Genomic DNA, 15,275 nt, shown 5'->3' on the forward strand with positions numbered 1-15,275 from the left:
CTGGCCGGATACCGATCTTTTCAAGCACAGAGACTGTTGGCGCTCCAGATGTTCAGGCCGGTTTCATCAGCCGCTCGATTCGACCGACGAAGGCATTCAACTCGAACGGCTTGGTCATCACGTGCATTCCGTGGTCCAGATGTCCATGGCTCAAAACCGCGTTCTCGGCATAGCCGGTGATGAACAGGATCTGCAGTTCGGGCTTCTCGACCCGTGCCGCCTCGGCAACCTGCCGTCCATTCATGCCGTTGGGCAGTCCGACATCGGTGACCAGCAAGTCCAGATGTTGCTTGCTCTGCAGTACGCGCAGTGCCTCGATACCGTCGGCGGCCTCGATGACCTTGAAGCCGAGATCCACCAGAATCTCGCTCACGAACAGGCGGACGCTGGCCTCGTCGTCCACCACCAGAACCACCTGGCCGTCGCCCTGGACTTCGGGACCCGCGGTCGCAGTCGTCATGGCGACCTCGACTTCGGAGCCGACGTAGCGGGGCAGATAGAGACACACCAGCGTGCCCTCCCCCGGTTCGCTGTAGATCCTGACGTGTCCACCCGACTGCTTGGCGTAACCGTAGATCATCGACAGACCCAGGCCGGTTCCGACGCCCAACGGCTTGGTCGTGAAGAACGGGTCGAACGCACGAGCAACGACGTCCGGCGTCATTCCCGAGCCGTTGTCGCTCACGCACATCGACACGTACTGACCGACATCGATTCCCATGGTCTTGGCGATGCGTTCGTCCACGCTGCGGTTGGAGGTCTCGATGGTCAGCCGGCCTCCACCGGGCATGGCATCCCGCGAGTTGATGCACAGGTTCAGCAACGCGTTTTCCAGCTGGCTGGCATCGGCCATGACCGGCCACAAACCGATGCCGCTCACGACTTCCAGGTCGATCTGCAACCCGATCGTGCGACGAATCAGATCTTCCATGTCCCCGATGTGTCGGTTGACGCTGAGAACCTTCGGTTCGAGTGTCTGGCGGCGCGAAAAAGCCAGCAGGCGATGCGTCAGCGAAGCCGCGCGTTGCGCAGCGCCGAGCCCGACGTTGACATAACGCTCGAGGTCGTCGTAACAGCCCATCGCCGTGCGACGCTTGACCAGTTCCAGGCTTCCGGTGATGCCCGCGAGCAGGTTGTTGAAATCGTGCGCCAATCCACCGGTCAGCTGGCCGACCGCTTCCATCTTCTGCGACTGACGCAGCGCCTCTTCGGTCCGCATCAACTCCTCGCTGCGCTCCGCGACGCGTTGTTCCAATGTCTCGTTGAGAGCGATCAGCGCCGCTGTCGCACGGTCGCGTTCGTTTTCTACCGCACGCCGTTCCTCGATGTCGATGATCACACCGGGAAAGCTCAGAGGTCGTCCGTCCGGTCCGTGTTCGACCCAACCGTTCGCCTCGATCCAGTAGTACTTCCCGGTGGATCGACGAACCCGGTATTGATGGGCATACGCACCTCCTCTGACCGTTGCCGCCTCAATTGCCTGCCCCAATCCGGCGCGGTCATCCGGATGAACCGTATCCACGACGTATGCAAGCGGTATCCCTTCCCTCGCGACGACCGGGTCAAGGCCGAAAGCGCGCGCGAAGGGTTCGTCCGCAGTGAAAAGGTCGCCGGGAATATCCCAGAACCAGGTGCCGACGATCGCCCCGGCCGCAAGCGCGAGCTGTACCCGCTGCGCATTGACTCTGGCTGCCGCCTCGCTTGCCGCCAACGCAGCCTGCTCTTTTTTCAGACGACGTCCGAGCAAGACGCGATCGGTGGTCTCAGGGGTGATGTTGAGCACCGCCGCAACGCTTCCGTCTTCATCCCGGAGCGCAGACAGCGAATAGGTGAACCAGGCGGTTTCGGTTCCACCGCCTTCGAGCCTCGCCATCACGAACGGCGCGTCTTCGAAGTGAACCGGGTCGCCCCCCGCACGAACGCCAGCGAATTGCGGTTCGAGCTGCTCCCAGATTTCGGCCCAGACGACCGAGCCGGGTTGGCCGAGGGCGGCCGGATGCTTGGCTGCCAGGATGCGGCGGTAGGCATCGTTGTAGATCAGCGCGAAGCTCGGCCCCGACCAGAGGCAGATCGGAAAGGGCGAGTCGAAGATCGATCTCACCATGGTGCGCACGGCCGGAGACCAATCCTGCGTCGGTCCGAGCGGAGTCTTCGACCAGTCGAGTGTTCTTGCAACCGAGCGAACATCTCCGTGGCCTGCAAAGAGCTCATCGGCGTTCGCGCGAGCGTCGTCTGAAGAAATCAAAATCCTCTCGCTTTCCCAATATGGAGCCTGTAGCCGGATGTAGCCGAACGCTCGAATCGAAGACATCCGGGCAAGAAAAATTGTAGTCCGGCATCCACTGTCTCCGTCTGCCACGCACAACCGTGCACGCCTTCATAATCAAGTCACATCAAAAAAAGTCGAGGCAAATCTGCATGAGCGGCAAAGCAACTAAAGCGCAGGGTTTCGGCAAATTTGCCCCAATCGCCAAGGCTCCTACAGGCGTTGCCGGGCTTGACGAGATCACCGAAGGCGGGCTTCCGGCCGGTCGACCGACGTTGATCTGCGGGTCGGCTGGCTGTGGCAAGACGATGCTCGCGGCAGAATTTCTGGTGAATGGTGCCGTCGAATTCGGCGAGCCCGGCGTCTTCATGATGTTCGAGGAGACGGGCGCAGAGCTCACCGACAACATGCGTTCCCTGGGTTTCGACATTGCCAGGCTTCAAAAGCAGAAGAAGCTCGTTCTGGACTTCGTCCATGTGGAACGCAGCGAGATCGAAGAAACCGGAGAGTACGACCTAGAAGGACTGTTCATACGTCTCGGGTACGCGATCGAGCTGATCGGTGCCAAACGCGTCGTACTGGACACCATCGAAGCCCTGTTTGCCGGTGTCGCGAACCACGCGATCCTCCGTGCCGAACTGCGCCGCCTGTTCCGTTGGCTGAAGGACAAGGGCGTCACAGCGGTCATCACCGGGGAACGCGGCGAAAGCTCGTTGACCCGTTATGGATTGGAAGAATACGTCGCCGATTGCGTCATCCTGCTCGACCATCGCGTGATCGAGCAGGTGTCGACCCGGCGGCTTCGCGTCGTGAAGTACCGTGGCTCGGCTCACGGCACGAACGAGTATCCGTTTCTGATCGGCGCCAAGGGCATTTCGGTGCTGCCGATCACCTCCCTCACGCTGACGCATTCCGCATCGTCCCAGCGAGTGTCGACCGGCATCGCCGGACTCGACGAAATGCTGGGTGGCAAGGGCCCATACGTCGGCAGCAGCGTCCTCGTATCAGGCGCACCGGGCACCGGCAAAAGCAGTCTGGCGGCGACGTTCGTGGACGCCGCTTGCCGGCGCGGCGAGCGGGCGCTGTTGTTCGCCTATGAAGAATCGCAGACGCAGTTGCTGCGGAACATGAAGTCGATCGGGCTCGATCTCGAAAAATGGATCAAGTCGGGCTTGCTGCGGATAGAGGCCACACGCCCCACCCTGCACGGGCTCGAGCAGCATCTCGTGCATGTCTACGAACTGGTAAACAGTTTCGATCCGGCTGTGGTCGCGATGGATCCGATCAGCAATCTGGCTGCGCGGCCCGAGGACGCAGGCTTGAAGAACACCTTGATGCGTCTGATCGACTTTCTGAAGACGCGCGGAGCGACCACGCTGTTCACAAGCCTCACGGCTGACGCCGGATCGGCGCCGGCCGCCACTTCGGAAGTGGGTGTTTCCTCGCTGATGGACAGCTGGTTGCTCCTGGCGAACGTGGCAGTCAACGGCGAGCGAACCCGCACCCTGCAGGTGCTGAAGTCCCGAGGCATGCCGCACTCCAACCAGGTGCGCGAGTTCGTGTTTTCCGATCGCGGGGTCGAACTGGTGGACGTCTACATGTTCGGGGACCAGGTCCTGACAGGCAGCGCGCGCATCGCGCATGTCGAGCAGGTGGTGGCATCCAGCGACCTGCGCTCGCGCGACCATGAGCGCAAGCGGCGCGACCTTGCGAACCGGCGCGCCGTGCTTGATGCGCAGATTGCCGCGTTGAATGCGGAAGCGCTGGAGCGTTCCGGCGAAGTCGAATTCGCCATAGCCAAGGAGGCTCTGGAAGCGCAATCCATCGAGTCGCGCGCGCGCAACGACGCCTACTCACGGGGAGGTCAACATGGCAAGAAAAGCTGACAAATCCGCCGAAACTTCAAAGACACCGAAAGCGACGAAGACCAGGCCAGAATGGCAACTGCGGTTGTACGTGGCGGGCAACACGTCGAGATCGGCTACCGCACTCGAGAATCTCAAGCGGCTGTGCGAGAGCCATCTTGCCGGTCGCTACAGCATCGAGATCGTCGATCTGCTTGTGAATCCCAAGCTGGCAGCTGGCGATCAGATCCTTGCCGTGCCCACACTGGTACGCAAGTTTCCGGAACCCATCCGAAAAATCATCGGCGATCTCTCAAACGAAGAACGGGTGCTCGTAGGCCTGGATGTGAGACCCCTTGCCTGATCGAAAGCTTCAAGGCGGAAACGGCGCCTCTCCCCCTGGACGTTCGCAAGTTCGTCTACGGCTCTACATCCGGGCCGTCTCTCCGATCTCCGCTCGCGCAGTCGTGAACCTGCGCCGATTTCTCGATGCCCATCTCGCCGGACAGCACAGCCTCGAGATACTCGATCTCGCAACGCACGCGACGCGCGCACGCGATGACCAGATCATCGCTTCGCCGACGCTGCTGATCCTCGACAACATCCCGCCTCGTCGATTGATCGGCGATCTGTCCGACGCCGACCAGCTGCGCGCTGCGCTGCTTCACGGGCCATTGAAATGACCCAGCGCCAACCGTCGGAAGACGCAAGCCTGCGCGACGAGAATCGCGCTCTGCGCGCGGAACTCGACGAGCTCAAGCAAGCCTTCGAAGCCGTCAGCTCCGGTGAAGTGGACGCGCTGATCGTCAACGGCGACATCTTCACGCTCCAGAGCGCCGGCACTTCCGTCAACAGACTTCGTGAGGATGTCCTGGGTCAGATGCGCGATGCCGTGCTGGCGATCGATGGCGATGGCCTGCTGATCTATCTGAACCCGGCTGCGGAACGTCAGTACCGCGTGAGTTCTTCCGATGCGCTGGGCCGCGCCACCTCCACCCTGTATACGGAATTGCCGAGCTCGAATGCCGCGCAGGAAGCCGGCGGTAACGGGCTGGTGCGGGTCGCGCATGCGATGCCCGACGGCACCGTCATCGAAGTGGAGTCCACGGTTTCGCAACTCGTCGATGCGGACGGCCTGATCGTCGGCCACCTGACCGTGGTGCGCGATGTGTCGGAGCGCGCACGGCTCGAAGCACGCAGAACGACGCTCGCGAGCTTTTCCGAGCAGCTCCGCGATATCGACGATCCGGGAGAGATGTCCAGCATCGCCGCACGCACGCTCGGGCGATATCTTCGCGCGGGTCGCGCGGGCTATGCTTCGAGCAGGTCGGATAACGACACCATCGTCATCGCTGGCCAGTGGTGTGCCGACGGCATCGAGGCGCTTCCAGCCGTGATCCACCTTCACGACTTCGGATCCTTCGCCGACAGCCTCAAGGCCAACACGGTCGTTCGCATTCCCGACGTCGCGCTGGACGAACGGACCGCCGGCTCCCTGCCTTCGTTTCTGGCCCTGTCGGTTCAGTCGTTCCTGAATCTTCCCGTCGTCGAACATGGTCGGCTCGTCGCTCTGTTCTTCGTCGATCATGCGACCCCGCGTCAGTGGACCGACGATGACGTTTCGTTCGCGCAGGAAGTTGCCGACCGGACTCGCGCATCGACCGAACGTGTTGCCGCGACGCAGGCGCTGCGCCTGACCAACGAACGGCTGGAAACCATCGTGGCAGAGCGCACTGCCGAACTGATGACGGCCCAGGACGCACTGCGCCAGTCGCAGAAGATGGAAGCGATCGGACAGCTGACCGGTGGCATTGCGCACGATTTCAACAACCTGCTCGGCGGCATGGCGGCGGCCCTGCAGGTGCTCCACCTGCGCTTGCAGCGCGGCAGGTTCGAGGGCGTCGAGCGGTATCTCGGCATGGCCCAAGACTCGATCAAGCGTGCGTCCGCACTCACCCAGCGACTGCTCGCCTTCGCCCGTCGACAGACCCTCGACTCCAAGCCCACCGACGTCAATCGTCTGCTGGGGGGACTGGAGGACCTCATACGGCGCTCGGTGGGCCCCAACGTGGTGGTCGAGGTCATCGGCTCCGGTGGGTTGTGGACGACCAAGGTCGACACTTCCCAGCTCGAGAATTCGGTCCTGAACCTGTGCATCAACGCGCGCGACGCCATGCTGCCGGCAGGTGGTCGACTGACGATCGAAACCGCGAACAAATGGTTCGACGGCCGGCTCGCAGCCGAGCGCGAAGTCACGCCCGGTCAGTACGTGTCCGTCTGCGTGACCGACACCGGAAGCGGGATGTCGCAGGAAGTGGCCCAGCGCATCTTCGATCCCTTCTTCACCACCAAGCCCATGGGTCAGGGCACGGGACTGGGTTTGTCGATGGTCTACGGATTCGTCCGCCAGTCCGGGGGGCAGGTCCGGGTCTACTCCGAAGTCGGCAAAGGCACGACCATGTGCCTTTATCTGCCACGTCACCTGGGCGAAGCGGATTCGGACCTGGTCCAGGCCCGGTCCGAATTCGTCGGCGGCGGCGAGGGCGAAATGGTGCTGCTGATCGAGGATGAGGAGACGATCCGGGTCGTCGTCTCCGAAATGCTGGTCGAGGCCGGATACAAGGTCGCCACGGCGGCCGACGGACCATCCGGCCTGCGCATTCTGGAAGAGGCCGCGCATGTCGATTTCCTGATCACCGATGTCGGGTTGCCGGGTGGGCTGAATGGCCGCCAGGTGGCCGACGCCGCCCGGCGCTCGCAACCCGAACTGAAGGTCCTGTTCATCACCGGGTATGCGGACAATGCTGCCGTCGGCGACGGACACCTCGAACGCGGAATGGAAATCCTGACCAAACCCTTCGATGTCGGCGCTTTGCTTGCGAAGGTCCGGCAGATGCTGCATTAGCAATGCGATGAACTCCATGAAAGCCGGCAAGGCCACGCAGATCCAGTTGGACCTCACCGTCGACCTGCAGAAGTGGCGCGCTTTCCTCGCCATCGCGGAACTGGGCAGCCTCACCCGGGCGGCGCTATTCCTGGACAGCAACCAGTCGCTGCTCAGCCGCCACCTGAATGCACTGGAGCGCGACTGCAAGGCGCGGCTGTTCAATCGGACCGGCCGTGGCGTCACGCTGTCGGATGTCGGCCAGCGCATCTTTCCGATGGTGAAGGCGCTGCTGTCCGATGCGGAGCAACTGGAACTGGAGCTTCGCGGCGAAGCGCGCGAGCCGGCCGGACGCGTGACGATCGGTTCGCTGCCGTCGATCACCAATCCGATCGTCGGGCGCCTGTTCAAGCGCCTGCAGGAGAACCATCCGGGCATCCGGCTCAAGGTGCTCGAAGGCTCCAGCGGCCAGGTCGAGGAATGGCTGTCCGATGCCCGCATCGACATCGCCGTCCTCTACCGCTACGGCCAGACGCCGCACGAGCATGAGCATGCGCTGGCCACGGTCGACAGTTACCTGATCGGTGCGCCCGGAGACCGCCTGACCGCAGCGCCGGAAGTCGCGTTCGCGTCGCTTCACGCGCTGCCCTTCATCCTGCCGGGAGCGCCCAACGGGCTGCGCACGTCGCTGGACGGCATGGCGCGACAGGCGCACATCACACTCGCGCCGGTGCTGGAAGCCGACTCGCTGCCGCTGATGCGTTCAGCCGTCGCAGAAGCACGCCTCTACACCGTGCTGCCGATCCATGCGGTCTGGACGGAGGTGAAGGAAGGCAAGCTGCAGGCCGCGAAGATCGTTTCGCCGACGCTGCAGCGGGTTGTCTCGATGGCGCTGGCACGCACCAAGGGGCCGACGCGCGCGGTGTCGGCGGTGGCTGCGGAGATGGTCGCGATCTTCGAGGAGAGCGCGCGCACCGGCATGTGGCGCTCCGGTTCGCCCGACTGAAAACGCAAGGCAGCGTTGCGCGACAGCGGCGCACAGGCATGGCGGCAACGTCTAAGCTGAAGAAAAACTTCGGAGACAGACACGCATGCCGCGCATTCCGCTTTTCCCCAACGACACCATGAGCGCCGAGCAGCGCGCCGTCCACGACCGCATCGTCTCCGGCCCGCGCGGACGCATCCAGGGACCGCTGCGTGCCGCGCTGCACAACGCCGAACTGGCCGACAGATGGCAGGCGCTCGGCGCGCTGCTGCGCTACGGCACGACGCTGACGCCACGACTATCGGAACTGGCGATCCTCATCACCGGACGGGCCTGCAACTCGCCTTTCGAGTGGTACGCGCATCGCCTGGAAGCCGAAAAAGCGGGCATCGAGCGACCGATCATCGAAGCGCTTCTCGCGCAAACGCTGCCGCCGGGGCTCTCGGAAGACGAACGGGCGCTGTACGACTACGCCGTCGAACTCAACCGCGACAAGTCGGTTTCCGATCCGACCTATGCCGCCGCCCTGGCCCGGTTCGGCGCGCGCACGCTGGTCGAGCTGACGGCACTGATCGGTTACTACACGATGGTCGCCATGACGCTCAACTGCCACGAGATTCCGCTGCCCGAAGACGTCGACCCGGCCTTCCCTCTTCCTCAGCACGCACGAAACGCTCAGTGACCATGAACGACACGACATCGCCGAAAGCCGCGACCGCCACCGTCGCAGCAGCCGCCGCCGGCTGGGATTGCCACGCCCACCTGTTCGGCCCCTACGACCGATTCCCGCTCGCCAATGACCGCAGCTACACACCGCCCGAAGCCGTCGCATCGCACTACCGGTCGCTGCTGTCGAAGCTCGGCCTAGCGCACGGCGTTCTCGTGCATCCGAGCGCCTATGGAAAGGATCATTCGCTGCTGCTGCATGCGTTGTCCGCCGATCCCGCGCTTCGCGGCGTCGTCGTCGCGCAGGCCGACAGCGCACCGGACTTCAGAGACCTGCGCGCGCGCGGCGCGCGCGGCTCGCGCTTCAGCCATCGCAGCGGGGCCGGCGCCAATTTTGCCGGCAGCGCGTCGTTCGACGATCTTCGCGCGCTGGCTCCGGCCATGGCCGATGCCGGCATCCATGCAGAGCTGTGGACCGACTGCAAGGTGCTGCCCGACATTGCGGCCGAAATCAAAGCACTGCCGGTGCCGGTCGTGATCGATCACATGGGCGGCTTCGATGTCGATGCGGGCATCGACGATCCGGGTTTTCGCACGCTGCTCGACCTGCTGGAATCCGGCAATGTCTGGGTCAAGCTCTGCGCCTATCGCAACCTGCTCAAGTGCCCCGACCCTGACGCCGGGCGACCGTTCCAAATAAAGATGATCGAGGTCAATCCCGACCGGCTGGTGTGGGGCAGCGACTGGCCGCACCTGCGCGTGACGCCCGAGCCCGACACCGCGCAACTGCTGGCGATGTTCCGGGACTGGGCCGGCGATGCGCAAATCGCCGATCGCATCCTGCAGGTCAATCCTGCCGCGCTCTACGCCTGATCGGGCCGGCCACGGTCAGGATTCCGCGGTGAAGCCGATCTCCTTGACGATCGGCGCCCAGCGGTCGCTGTCGGCTTTCAGCCGCGCAGCCAGTTCGGCCGGGCTCGACGACTTCGCCTCCAGCCCCATCGTCGCCAGCCCGTTGATCACATCGGAAGTTGCGAGCGCGGCACGGATGTCCGTGTTGGCCTTGCTCACGATCTCGGCAGGCGCCTTGCCCGGCAGATAAAAGCCGAACCACTCGTCGAACACCAGATCCTTGAAGCCCTGTTCGGCCAGTGTCGGAACGTCAGGGGCGAAGCGGTTGCGCTTCGCTCCGCTGGTTGCCAGGAAGCGGACCTTGCCGCCCGGAACGTGCGGCAGGAACTCGCCCATGGGCGCCGAGACCGATGCGATCTGGCCGCCCAGCATGTCGAGGATGGCGGGCTGCGAGCCGCGGAAAGCGACGTGTCGCAGATCGATCCTGCCGGCGCGACCGAGCAGTTCGCCGACGAAGTGCGGCACCGACCCCGCTGCGGGCGAACCGAAGTTGGCCTGCGTCGGATTTGCCTTGCACCAAGCGATGAAGTCGGGAACCGTCTTCACGTCGGCCGGCACCATCGGACCGACCGCGAAGCCGAAGTCGAACACCACGCCGAGCGATACCGGGCTGAGGTCCGCCACCGGGTCGTAGCCCAGCTTTCGGTAGGTGTGCGGGTAGATGCCGAGCATCGACATCGGCGTCGCCAGCAGGGTCTTGCCGTCGGGCAGCGCCATCTTCAGCGTCTGGATGGCGATCTGGCCGCCGGCACCGGCCCTGGTGTCGACCACCACCGCCTTGGCATAGTTGCCGCGCAGCTTGTCCGCCACGCGGCGTGCCAGCGTATCGACCGTGCCCCCGGCCGCGAACCCGGAGAGGATGCGGGCTGTGTCGATCGACTGGGCGCGGACCGGGTCGGGGAAGGTCACCGGAAGCGCAGCCGAAGCAAGCGCGAATTTCAGGATGTTGCGGCGTGTGGATTTCATTTTTCGAGGAACGAAAGTACGGTGCGATTGAAGAATTCCGGCTGTTCCCAGTTGGGTGCATGAGCAGCTTCGGGCACCACCACCGTCTCGGCTTGCGGAATGTGCGCCGACTGCATGCGCAGCAACGCGGGCGGCGTGTAGAGATCGCCGTCGCCGGTCATCAGCAGCACCGGATGCCGGATGCTTTCGACGCGCGCCCAGGTAATGGGCAGCGGTCGTAGCGCATCGATGCGGTCGCCCGTCCGTGCCTGGCGCGACAGCGTCAGCCAGGCCTCGGTGCCGGCCGGATTCCCCGCGCGGTACGACGGATGCAGCTCGCGCACTTCGACCGGCAATGCGGCGAACTCCTTCGGCCGCAGACGTGCGTTGGCCTGTGCGTAGTCGCGCTCGGATTCGTCGATGCCAAGATAGGACGATGCGATGCTCAGGCTGCGAAGCCTGTCCGGGTAAGCCAGCGCGAAGTCCAGCGCGTAGAAGGCGCCCATCGCCAGGGCGACCAGATGCACTCGATCGAGGCCCAGATGCAAGACCAGCCGATTCAGGTCGTCGCAGCCGACGCCCGGGTCTTGCGGGTTGCCGCCTTCGGAACGGAAGCAGCCGCGCCGCGAATAACCGATGGCGCGAAAACCCGCCGCCGCGAAAACGGGTTGCTGATAGCCCCAGCCGGCACCGCTCTGGCTACCGGAATGCAGGAAGATCACGGGTTGCCCGGTCCCGCCGGTGTCCCAGTACCAGAGCCGCGCGCCGCCGACGTCGACCCAGCCCTCGCTGGCCGGGGCCTGAGCGGGCATGTCGACGGGCATCCAGGCGCGACCGCGACCCGGCACGGCATCAGCCATCGACCGGCTCGGTCGCCTGGAAGGACGGGCGTTCGCGAAGATGTTCCAGCCATGCCGAAAGTGTCGGAGCCGATGCGCGCCAGCCCAGCGTCTCGAATCGGTAATCGGCATAACCCAGCGCGCAGCCGATCGTGATCGCGCCGATCGACAGCGGCGCGGCGCCGAGCGTTTCGGCCTCGTTCTCGAGCAGCGCGATCGCCGCGCGCGTCTTCAGTTCGAAGGCGTCGAGCAGTGCAGGCAATGGATGTTCGCGTTCGCGTTCGTTGCGCCAAAGAATGAGCATGTCGAGCAGGCCGTCGCCCAGCGCATGCCAGCGCAACGCCTGCCAGCGCGCATCGCCGTGCTGCGGGAACAGCGGTCCGTCGGCGAGCGCATTCAGGTACTCGCAGATCACGACCGAATCGAACAGCGTCGAGCCGTCCTCGCGCACCAGCGTCGGTATCTTCGACAGCGGGTTTTCCACCATGATCGACGGATTGGGCTTGAGCATTGCCGCGACCGAACGCACCAGTTCCAACCGGTCGAGCAGGCCGAGCTCGTGCGCGCAGATCAGCACCTTGCGCACATATGGCGACTTCGGCGACCAGTGAAGTTTCATCTTCGTCATCAGATCGCTCCCGCGCTGCGCAGCGCCTGGATGCGGTCGGCGCTGTAGCCGAGTCCGGCAAGGATGTCGTCGCTGTGCTGCCCCAGCAGTGGCGGCGCGGAAGGTATGCGCAACGGCGATTCGGCGAAGCGCATCGGGCTGCCGACCTGCGGCACATCGACTCCGCTCGGATGCGGCACATATCGCAGCATGCCGCGCGCCTGCACCTGCGGCTCCCTGAAGACGTCGGCCACGCTGTTGATCGGCCCGCACGGCACGCCGGCCCTGTCGAGCGCGGCAATGAGCTTTTCGCGCTCCCAGCCGGCGAACAGTTCGCGCAGCATGCCGGAAAGGATGTCTATGTTGCGGACCCGTTGTGCATTGGTGGCGAAGCGCTCGTCGGTGCGCCATTCGGTGCGGCCGAACACATCGCACAGCTTCGCGAACTGGCCGTCGTTGCCGACCACCAGGATCACGTCGCCGTCGGCACAGGCGTAGACGTCCTGCGGCTGGATGTTGGGATGCGAGTTGCCGTTGCGCCGCGGCACCTTGTCGGAGACGAGGTAATTCATCGCCTGGTTCGACAGCGTCGCTACCTGCACGTCGAGCATCGCGATGTCGATGGCGTCCCCGACGCCGGTCTCGTTGCGCCGCGCCAGCGCAGCCAGCACCGACACGGCCGTGTACATGCCCGTCATCAGGTCGACGATCGGCACGCCCACCTTCTGCGGACCGCCGCCGGGCCGGCCGTCGCGTTCGCCGGTGACGCTCATCAGCCCGCCCATCGCCTGGATCAGGAAGTCGTAGGCCGGCTGGTCGCGGCGCGGTCCGGTCTGGCCGAAGCCGGTGACCGAGCAGTAGATGAGACGCGGATTGATCCTGCGCAGCGATGCCTCGTCCAGGCCGTAGCGTGCCAGCGTGCCGGCCTTGTAGTTCTCCAGCACGATGTCGGCCTCGACGGCGAGCTGTTCGACGATCTTCCGCCCCTCGGGCGAGTCGAGGTTGACGGTGATCGAGCGCTTGCCGCGATTTACCGCCAGGTAATAACCGGCCTCCCTGGTGTCGTTGCCCTGCGCATCTTTGAGGAACGGCGGGCCCCAGGTGCGGGTGTCGTCGCCGGCGCCGGGCCGCTCGACCTTGATCACTTCGGCACCGAGATCGGCAAGGATCTGGCTGGCCCAGGGCGCGGCGAGGATGCGGCTCAGGTCCAGCACTTTCACGTGCGACAGCGGGCCTTGCTTATCGGTCATTCGGGTTTCCTTAGCGATAGTCGAAAAAGACGGTTTCGGCATCGCCCTGCGTGCGGATCGTCCATTCGTACCGGCCGCCGCCGAGCGATGCGGCGATCAGCGTGGACCGACGCATTTCCGGTACCGCGTCGAGCAGGTCGCCGCCGGTGCCAACGAAAACCGCCGTGTAGAAATGGCGCGTCAAGCCGAGTCCGAACAGCGTGACGAAGGCAGCCGGCTGACCCGGCGCCGGCTGCGGCACATGAAAGCCGAAGCGGCCGTCGGGTCCGTTCGGAACGCGACGGAAGCCCGGCGCGGGCATTCCGGCCGCCGTCTCGGCTTCGACCGCCTGCGGCACCCAGGCTTCGACCAGCCAGGCGGGAATCGGCTCGCCCGCGCCGTCGACGACCGTGCCCTCGATCCGGAGATGGCCCGAGCCGTCCACGCCCGCCGCGGCCGTGCCGTCGACGTTGGCCCAGTGGAATGCCGGATGGAAGAAAGGCCCGATCGTGTGACCGGGCGTGCTTGTCAGGGTCGTGAAGACCTCGGGCGTCGGCGAGGATGAATGCGGGTTGGTCATGCTGTTCTTCACCGTATTCAGAGGCCGAAAGGCGTTGCGTCGCGACCGCGCAGGACGATGTCGTAGACGAAGCCGAGCGCCTCGTCGGAAATCGTTTCCTCCATGCTGAATCTTGAAACCAGCGTGCGGCGTGCCGCCTCATCGGAGATCGTGTTGATGATGGCGTCGAACGGTATGAGCGGATCGTCCGGAAAGTACATCTGCGTGACCAGCCGCTGTGCATAGACATTGCCGAACAGCGAGAAGTGGATGTGCGCCGGTCGCCATGCGTTGTGATGGTTGTTCCATGGATAGGCGCCGGGGCGGATCGTGATGAAGCGGTAGCGCCCGTCGTCGTCGGTCAGCATCCGGCCCTCGCCCGAGAAGTTCGGATCGAGCGGCGCGCGGTGCTGGTCGTTGGCGTGCGTGTAACGGCCGGCCGCATTGCATTGCCAGATCTCGATCAGCGAGCGCGGCACCGGGCGGCCGTCTTCGTCGACGACGCGTCCGGTGACCACGATTCGCTGGCCGATAGGCTCGTCCGCGCCCTGGTTGGTGAGGTCGCAGGCGCCGGCGGGCACGGCGGAACCGGCGAAGCGCACGCCGGCGTCGGTCGCCGCCGCACAGGGAACCGCAACGGGCGCATGACGAGGCCCGCGCCGCAGCGTGGACCCGTAGGCTGACGCGATGGCGGAGGGCTGGCTGGATTCAGGAACGGGGTGGAACTTCATGTCGTCTCCTTTTTCTTTCGGCCTGCCAGTTCAGCGCCCCGTGAACACGGCGGCGCGCTTCTCGGCGAAGGCGCGCTGCGCTTCCTTCGCGTCGTCGGTCTTGCCGATCATCGCGGTCATGTCCTGCTCGTAGCGGTAACCGTCGCGCAGGCTCATGTCCTCGATCACGTTGAGCGTGTGCTTTCCCATGCGCGTCGAGATCGGACTCTTCGAGGCGATGGTCGCGGCCATCGCCATGGCTGTCGGCATGAGCTCTTCGGGCGTCGTGCAGGCTTCGACGATGCCCAGTCGATACAGTTCGGCGCCCGGCACGCGAAGCCCTGTCAGCATCATGCGGCGCAGCCGGGAGTGGCTGAACAGCCGCATCGCATGGCGGCAACCGCCCAGCAGGCCGACATCGACTTCGGGCAAGCCCAGCGATGCCTTCTCGGACGCGATGAGGATGTCGCTCGACGCAGCCATCGCCAGGCCGGAGCCGAGCGCCGCGCCGTTGATCGCGCAGATCACCGGCTTGGCGCATTCGCGGATCGCATGGAAGCATTCCCGGGTGCGGCGCGAATGCGCAGGCAGGTCGCCCGGACCCCTAATGACGTCGGCGCGCCCCTTGAGATCGGCACCAGCGCAGAACACCTTGCCCGCGCCGGTGAGCACGACGACGCGAACGTCGTCCATCTCGGAGATGCGGTCGAGCGCCAGCGTGAGTTCGTCGTTCAGCGTGCGTGTGAGCGCGTTCACCGGCGGGCTGTCGAGCGTGAGCGTGGCGACGTAATCGGTCAGTTCGAAGCGGAGTTGGGTCAGGTCGTTCATG

General features: G+C 64.7%; 15 protein-coding genes. 7 read left to right on the forward strand and 8 right to left on the reverse strand.

All coding sequences use genetic code 11. The features are described from left to right. Window positions 1–52: 52 nt before the first annotated feature. The gene (locus ACSFA3_RS06665; protein ID WP_435504583.1) at window positions 53–2,104 is read right to left on the reverse strand and encodes an ATP-binding protein; all 2,052 of its coding nucleotides are present in this window, start codon (window positions 2,102–2,104) and stop codon (window positions 53–55) included. Window positions 2,105–2,418: 314 nt separating this feature from the next. Between ACSFA3_RS06665 and kaiC the strand changes: the two genes are divergently transcribed. The 7 genes from kaiC (at window position 2,419) to ACSFA3_RS06700 (ending at window position 9,518) form a co-directional block, all read left to right on the forward strand. Further along, complete coding sequence (gene kaiC, locus ACSFA3_RS06670) at window positions 2,419–4,152, forward strand: circadian clock protein KaiC (protein ID WP_435504584.1); 1,734 nt, start codon at window positions 2,419–2,421, stop codon at window positions 4,150–4,152. After that, on the forward strand, window positions 4,136–4,474 hold the full coding sequence (locus ACSFA3_RS06675) for a circadian clock KaiB family protein (protein ID WP_435504585.1): 339 nt from the start codon (window positions 4,136–4,138) through the stop codon (window positions 4,472–4,474). The genes kaiC and ACSFA3_RS06675 overlap by 17 nt, the downstream gene beginning before the upstream one ends. Further along, a complete protein-coding gene (locus ACSFA3_RS06680) occupies window positions 4,467–4,793 on the forward strand; it encodes a circadian clock KaiB family protein (protein WP_435504586.1) in 327 nt (108 codons plus the stop codon). Before ACSFA3_RS06675 ends, ACSFA3_RS06680 begins: the two co-directional genes overlap by 8 nt. After that, the gene (locus ACSFA3_RS06685) at window positions 4,790–7,015 is read left to right on the forward strand and encodes an ATP-binding protein (protein WP_435504587.1); all 2,226 of its coding nucleotides are present in this window, start codon (window positions 4,790–4,792) and stop codon (window positions 7,013–7,015) included. Before ACSFA3_RS06680 ends, ACSFA3_RS06685 begins: the two co-directional genes overlap by 4 nt. Window positions 7,016–7,022: 7 nt before the next feature. Further along, window positions 7,023–8,000, forward strand: coding sequence for a LysR family transcriptional regulator (locus ACSFA3_RS06690; RefSeq protein ID WP_435504588.1), 978 nt, complete (start codon window positions 7,023–7,025; stop codon window positions 7,998–8,000). Between the two features lie 85 nt (window positions 8,001–8,085). After that, window positions 8,086–8,661, forward strand: coding sequence for a carboxymuconolactone decarboxylase family protein (locus ACSFA3_RS06695; protein WP_435504589.1), 576 nt, complete (start codon window positions 8,086–8,088; stop codon window positions 8,659–8,661). Between the two features lie 2 nt (window positions 8,662–8,663). Then, window positions 8,664–9,518 (forward strand): amidohydrolase family protein, encoded by an 855-nt coding sequence (locus tag ACSFA3_RS06700; RefSeq protein WP_435504590.1) that lies wholly within the window; start codon window positions 8,664–8,666, stop codon window positions 9,516–9,518. Window positions 9,519–9,533: 15 nt separating this feature from the next. Here the strand turns inward: ACSFA3_RS06700 and ACSFA3_RS06705 are convergent, their stop codons facing one another. Genes ACSFA3_RS06705 through ACSFA3_RS06735 form a run of 7 tightly spaced genes read right to left on the reverse strand, consistent with a single transcriptional unit; the run spans window position 9,534 to window position 15,274 of the window. Continuing rightward, on the reverse strand, window positions 9,534–10,523 hold the full coding sequence (locus tag ACSFA3_RS06705) for a Bug family tripartite tricarboxylate transporter substrate binding protein (protein ID WP_435504591.1): 990 nt from the start codon (window positions 10,521–10,523) through the stop codon (window positions 9,534–9,536). Further along, the gene (locus ACSFA3_RS06710; RefSeq protein WP_435504592.1) at window positions 10,520–11,362 is read right to left on the reverse strand and encodes an alpha/beta fold hydrolase; all 843 of its coding nucleotides are present in this window, start codon (window positions 11,360–11,362) and stop codon (window positions 10,520–10,522) included. Before ACSFA3_RS06710 ends, ACSFA3_RS06705 begins: the two co-directional genes overlap by 4 nt. Beyond that, window positions 11,355–11,969, reverse strand: coding sequence for a glutathione S-transferase family protein (locus ACSFA3_RS06715; RefSeq protein ID WP_435504593.1), 615 nt, complete (start codon window positions 11,967–11,969; stop codon window positions 11,355–11,357). The genes ACSFA3_RS06710 and ACSFA3_RS06715 overlap by 8 nt, the downstream gene beginning before the upstream one ends. Next, window positions 11,969–13,198: a CaiB/BaiF CoA transferase family protein gene (locus ACSFA3_RS06720; protein WP_435504594.1), complete on the reverse strand. Its 1,230-nt coding sequence runs from the start codon at window positions 13,196–13,198 to the stop codon at window positions 11,969–11,971. The genes ACSFA3_RS06715 and ACSFA3_RS06720 overlap by 1 nt, the downstream gene beginning before the upstream one ends. Window positions 13,199–13,208: 10 nt before the next feature. Then, window positions 13,209–13,757, reverse strand: a complete 549-nt coding sequence (locus ACSFA3_RS06725; RefSeq protein ID WP_435504595.1) for a peptidase associated/transthyretin-like domain-containing protein — start codon at window positions 13,755–13,757, stop codon at window positions 13,209–13,211. A 17-nt stretch (window positions 13,758–13,774) separates the two neighbouring features. After that, window positions 13,775–14,467 carry a protocatechuate 3,4-dioxygenase subunit beta gene (gene pcaH / locus ACSFA3_RS06730; protein WP_435504596.1) on the reverse strand — a complete coding sequence of 231 codons (693 nt, stop codon included), beginning with the start codon at window positions 14,465–14,467 and terminating at the stop codon, window positions 13,775–13,777. Between the two features lie 30 nt (window positions 14,468–14,497). Then, complete coding sequence (locus ACSFA3_RS06735; RefSeq protein WP_435504597.1) at window positions 14,498–15,274, reverse strand: enoyl-CoA hydratase/isomerase family protein; 777 nt, start codon at window positions 15,272–15,274, stop codon at window positions 14,498–14,500. Window position 15,275: the final 1 nt, after the last annotated feature.

The organism is Variovorax glucosi (genome assembly GCF_051216695.1).
Classification (GTDB): Bacteria; Pseudomonadota; Gammaproteobacteria; order Burkholderiales; family Burkholderiaceae_C; genus Variovorax.

Excerpts from the sequence above, each read along its gene's own strand:
- ACSFA3_RS06665 (WP_435504583.1), bottom strand. The coding sequence starts at position 2,104 with ATGGTGAGATCGATCTTCGACTCGCCCTTTCCGATCTGCCTCTGGTCG.
- kaiC (WP_435504584.1), top strand. The coding sequence starts at position 2,419 with ATGAGCGGCAAAGCAACTAAAGCGCAGGGTTTCGGCAAATTTGCCCCA.
- ACSFA3_RS06675 (WP_435504585.1), top strand. The coding sequence starts at position 4,136 with ATGGCAAGAAAAGCTGACAAATCCGCCGAAACTTCAAAGACACCGAAA.
- ACSFA3_RS06685 (WP_435504587.1), top strand. The coding sequence starts at position 4,790 with ATGACCCAGCGCCAACCGTCGGAAGACGCAAGCCTGCGCGACGAGAAT.
- ACSFA3_RS06690 (WP_435504588.1), top strand. The coding sequence starts at position 7,023 with ATGAACTCCATGAAAGCCGGCAAGGCCACGCAGATCCAGTTGGACCTC.
- ACSFA3_RS06695 (WP_435504589.1), top strand. The coding sequence starts at position 8,086 with ATGCCGCGCATTCCGCTTTTCCCCAACGACACCATGAGCGCCGAGCAG.
- ACSFA3_RS06700 (WP_435504590.1), top strand. The coding sequence starts at position 8,664 with ATGAACGACACGACATCGCCGAAAGCCGCGACCGCCACCGTCGCAGCA.
- ACSFA3_RS06705 (WP_435504591.1), bottom strand. The coding sequence starts at position 10,523 with ATGAAATCCACACGCCGCAACATCCTGAAATTCGCGCTTGCTTCGGCT.
- ACSFA3_RS06710 (WP_435504592.1), bottom strand. The coding sequence starts at position 11,362 with ATGGCTGATGCCGTGCCGGGTCGCGGTCGCGCCTGGATGCCCGTCGAC.
- ACSFA3_RS06715 (WP_435504593.1), bottom strand. The coding sequence starts at position 11,969 with ATGACGAAGATGAAACTTCACTGGTCGCCGAAGTCGCCATATGTGCGC.
- ACSFA3_RS06720 (WP_435504594.1), bottom strand. The coding sequence starts at position 13,198 with ATGACCGATAAGCAAGGCCCGCTGTCGCACGTGAAAGTGCTGGACCTG.
- ACSFA3_RS06725 (WP_435504595.1), bottom strand. The coding sequence starts at position 13,757 with ATGACCAACCCGCATTCATCCTCGCCGACGCCCGAGGTCTTCACGACC.
- pcaH (WP_435504596.1), bottom strand. The coding sequence starts at position 14,467 with ATGAAGTTCCACCCCGTTCCTGAATCCAGCCAGCCCTCCGCCATCGCG.
- ACSFA3_RS06735 (WP_435504597.1), bottom strand. The coding sequence starts at position 15,274 with ATGAACGACCTGACCCAACTCCGCTTCGAACTGACCGATTACGTCGCC.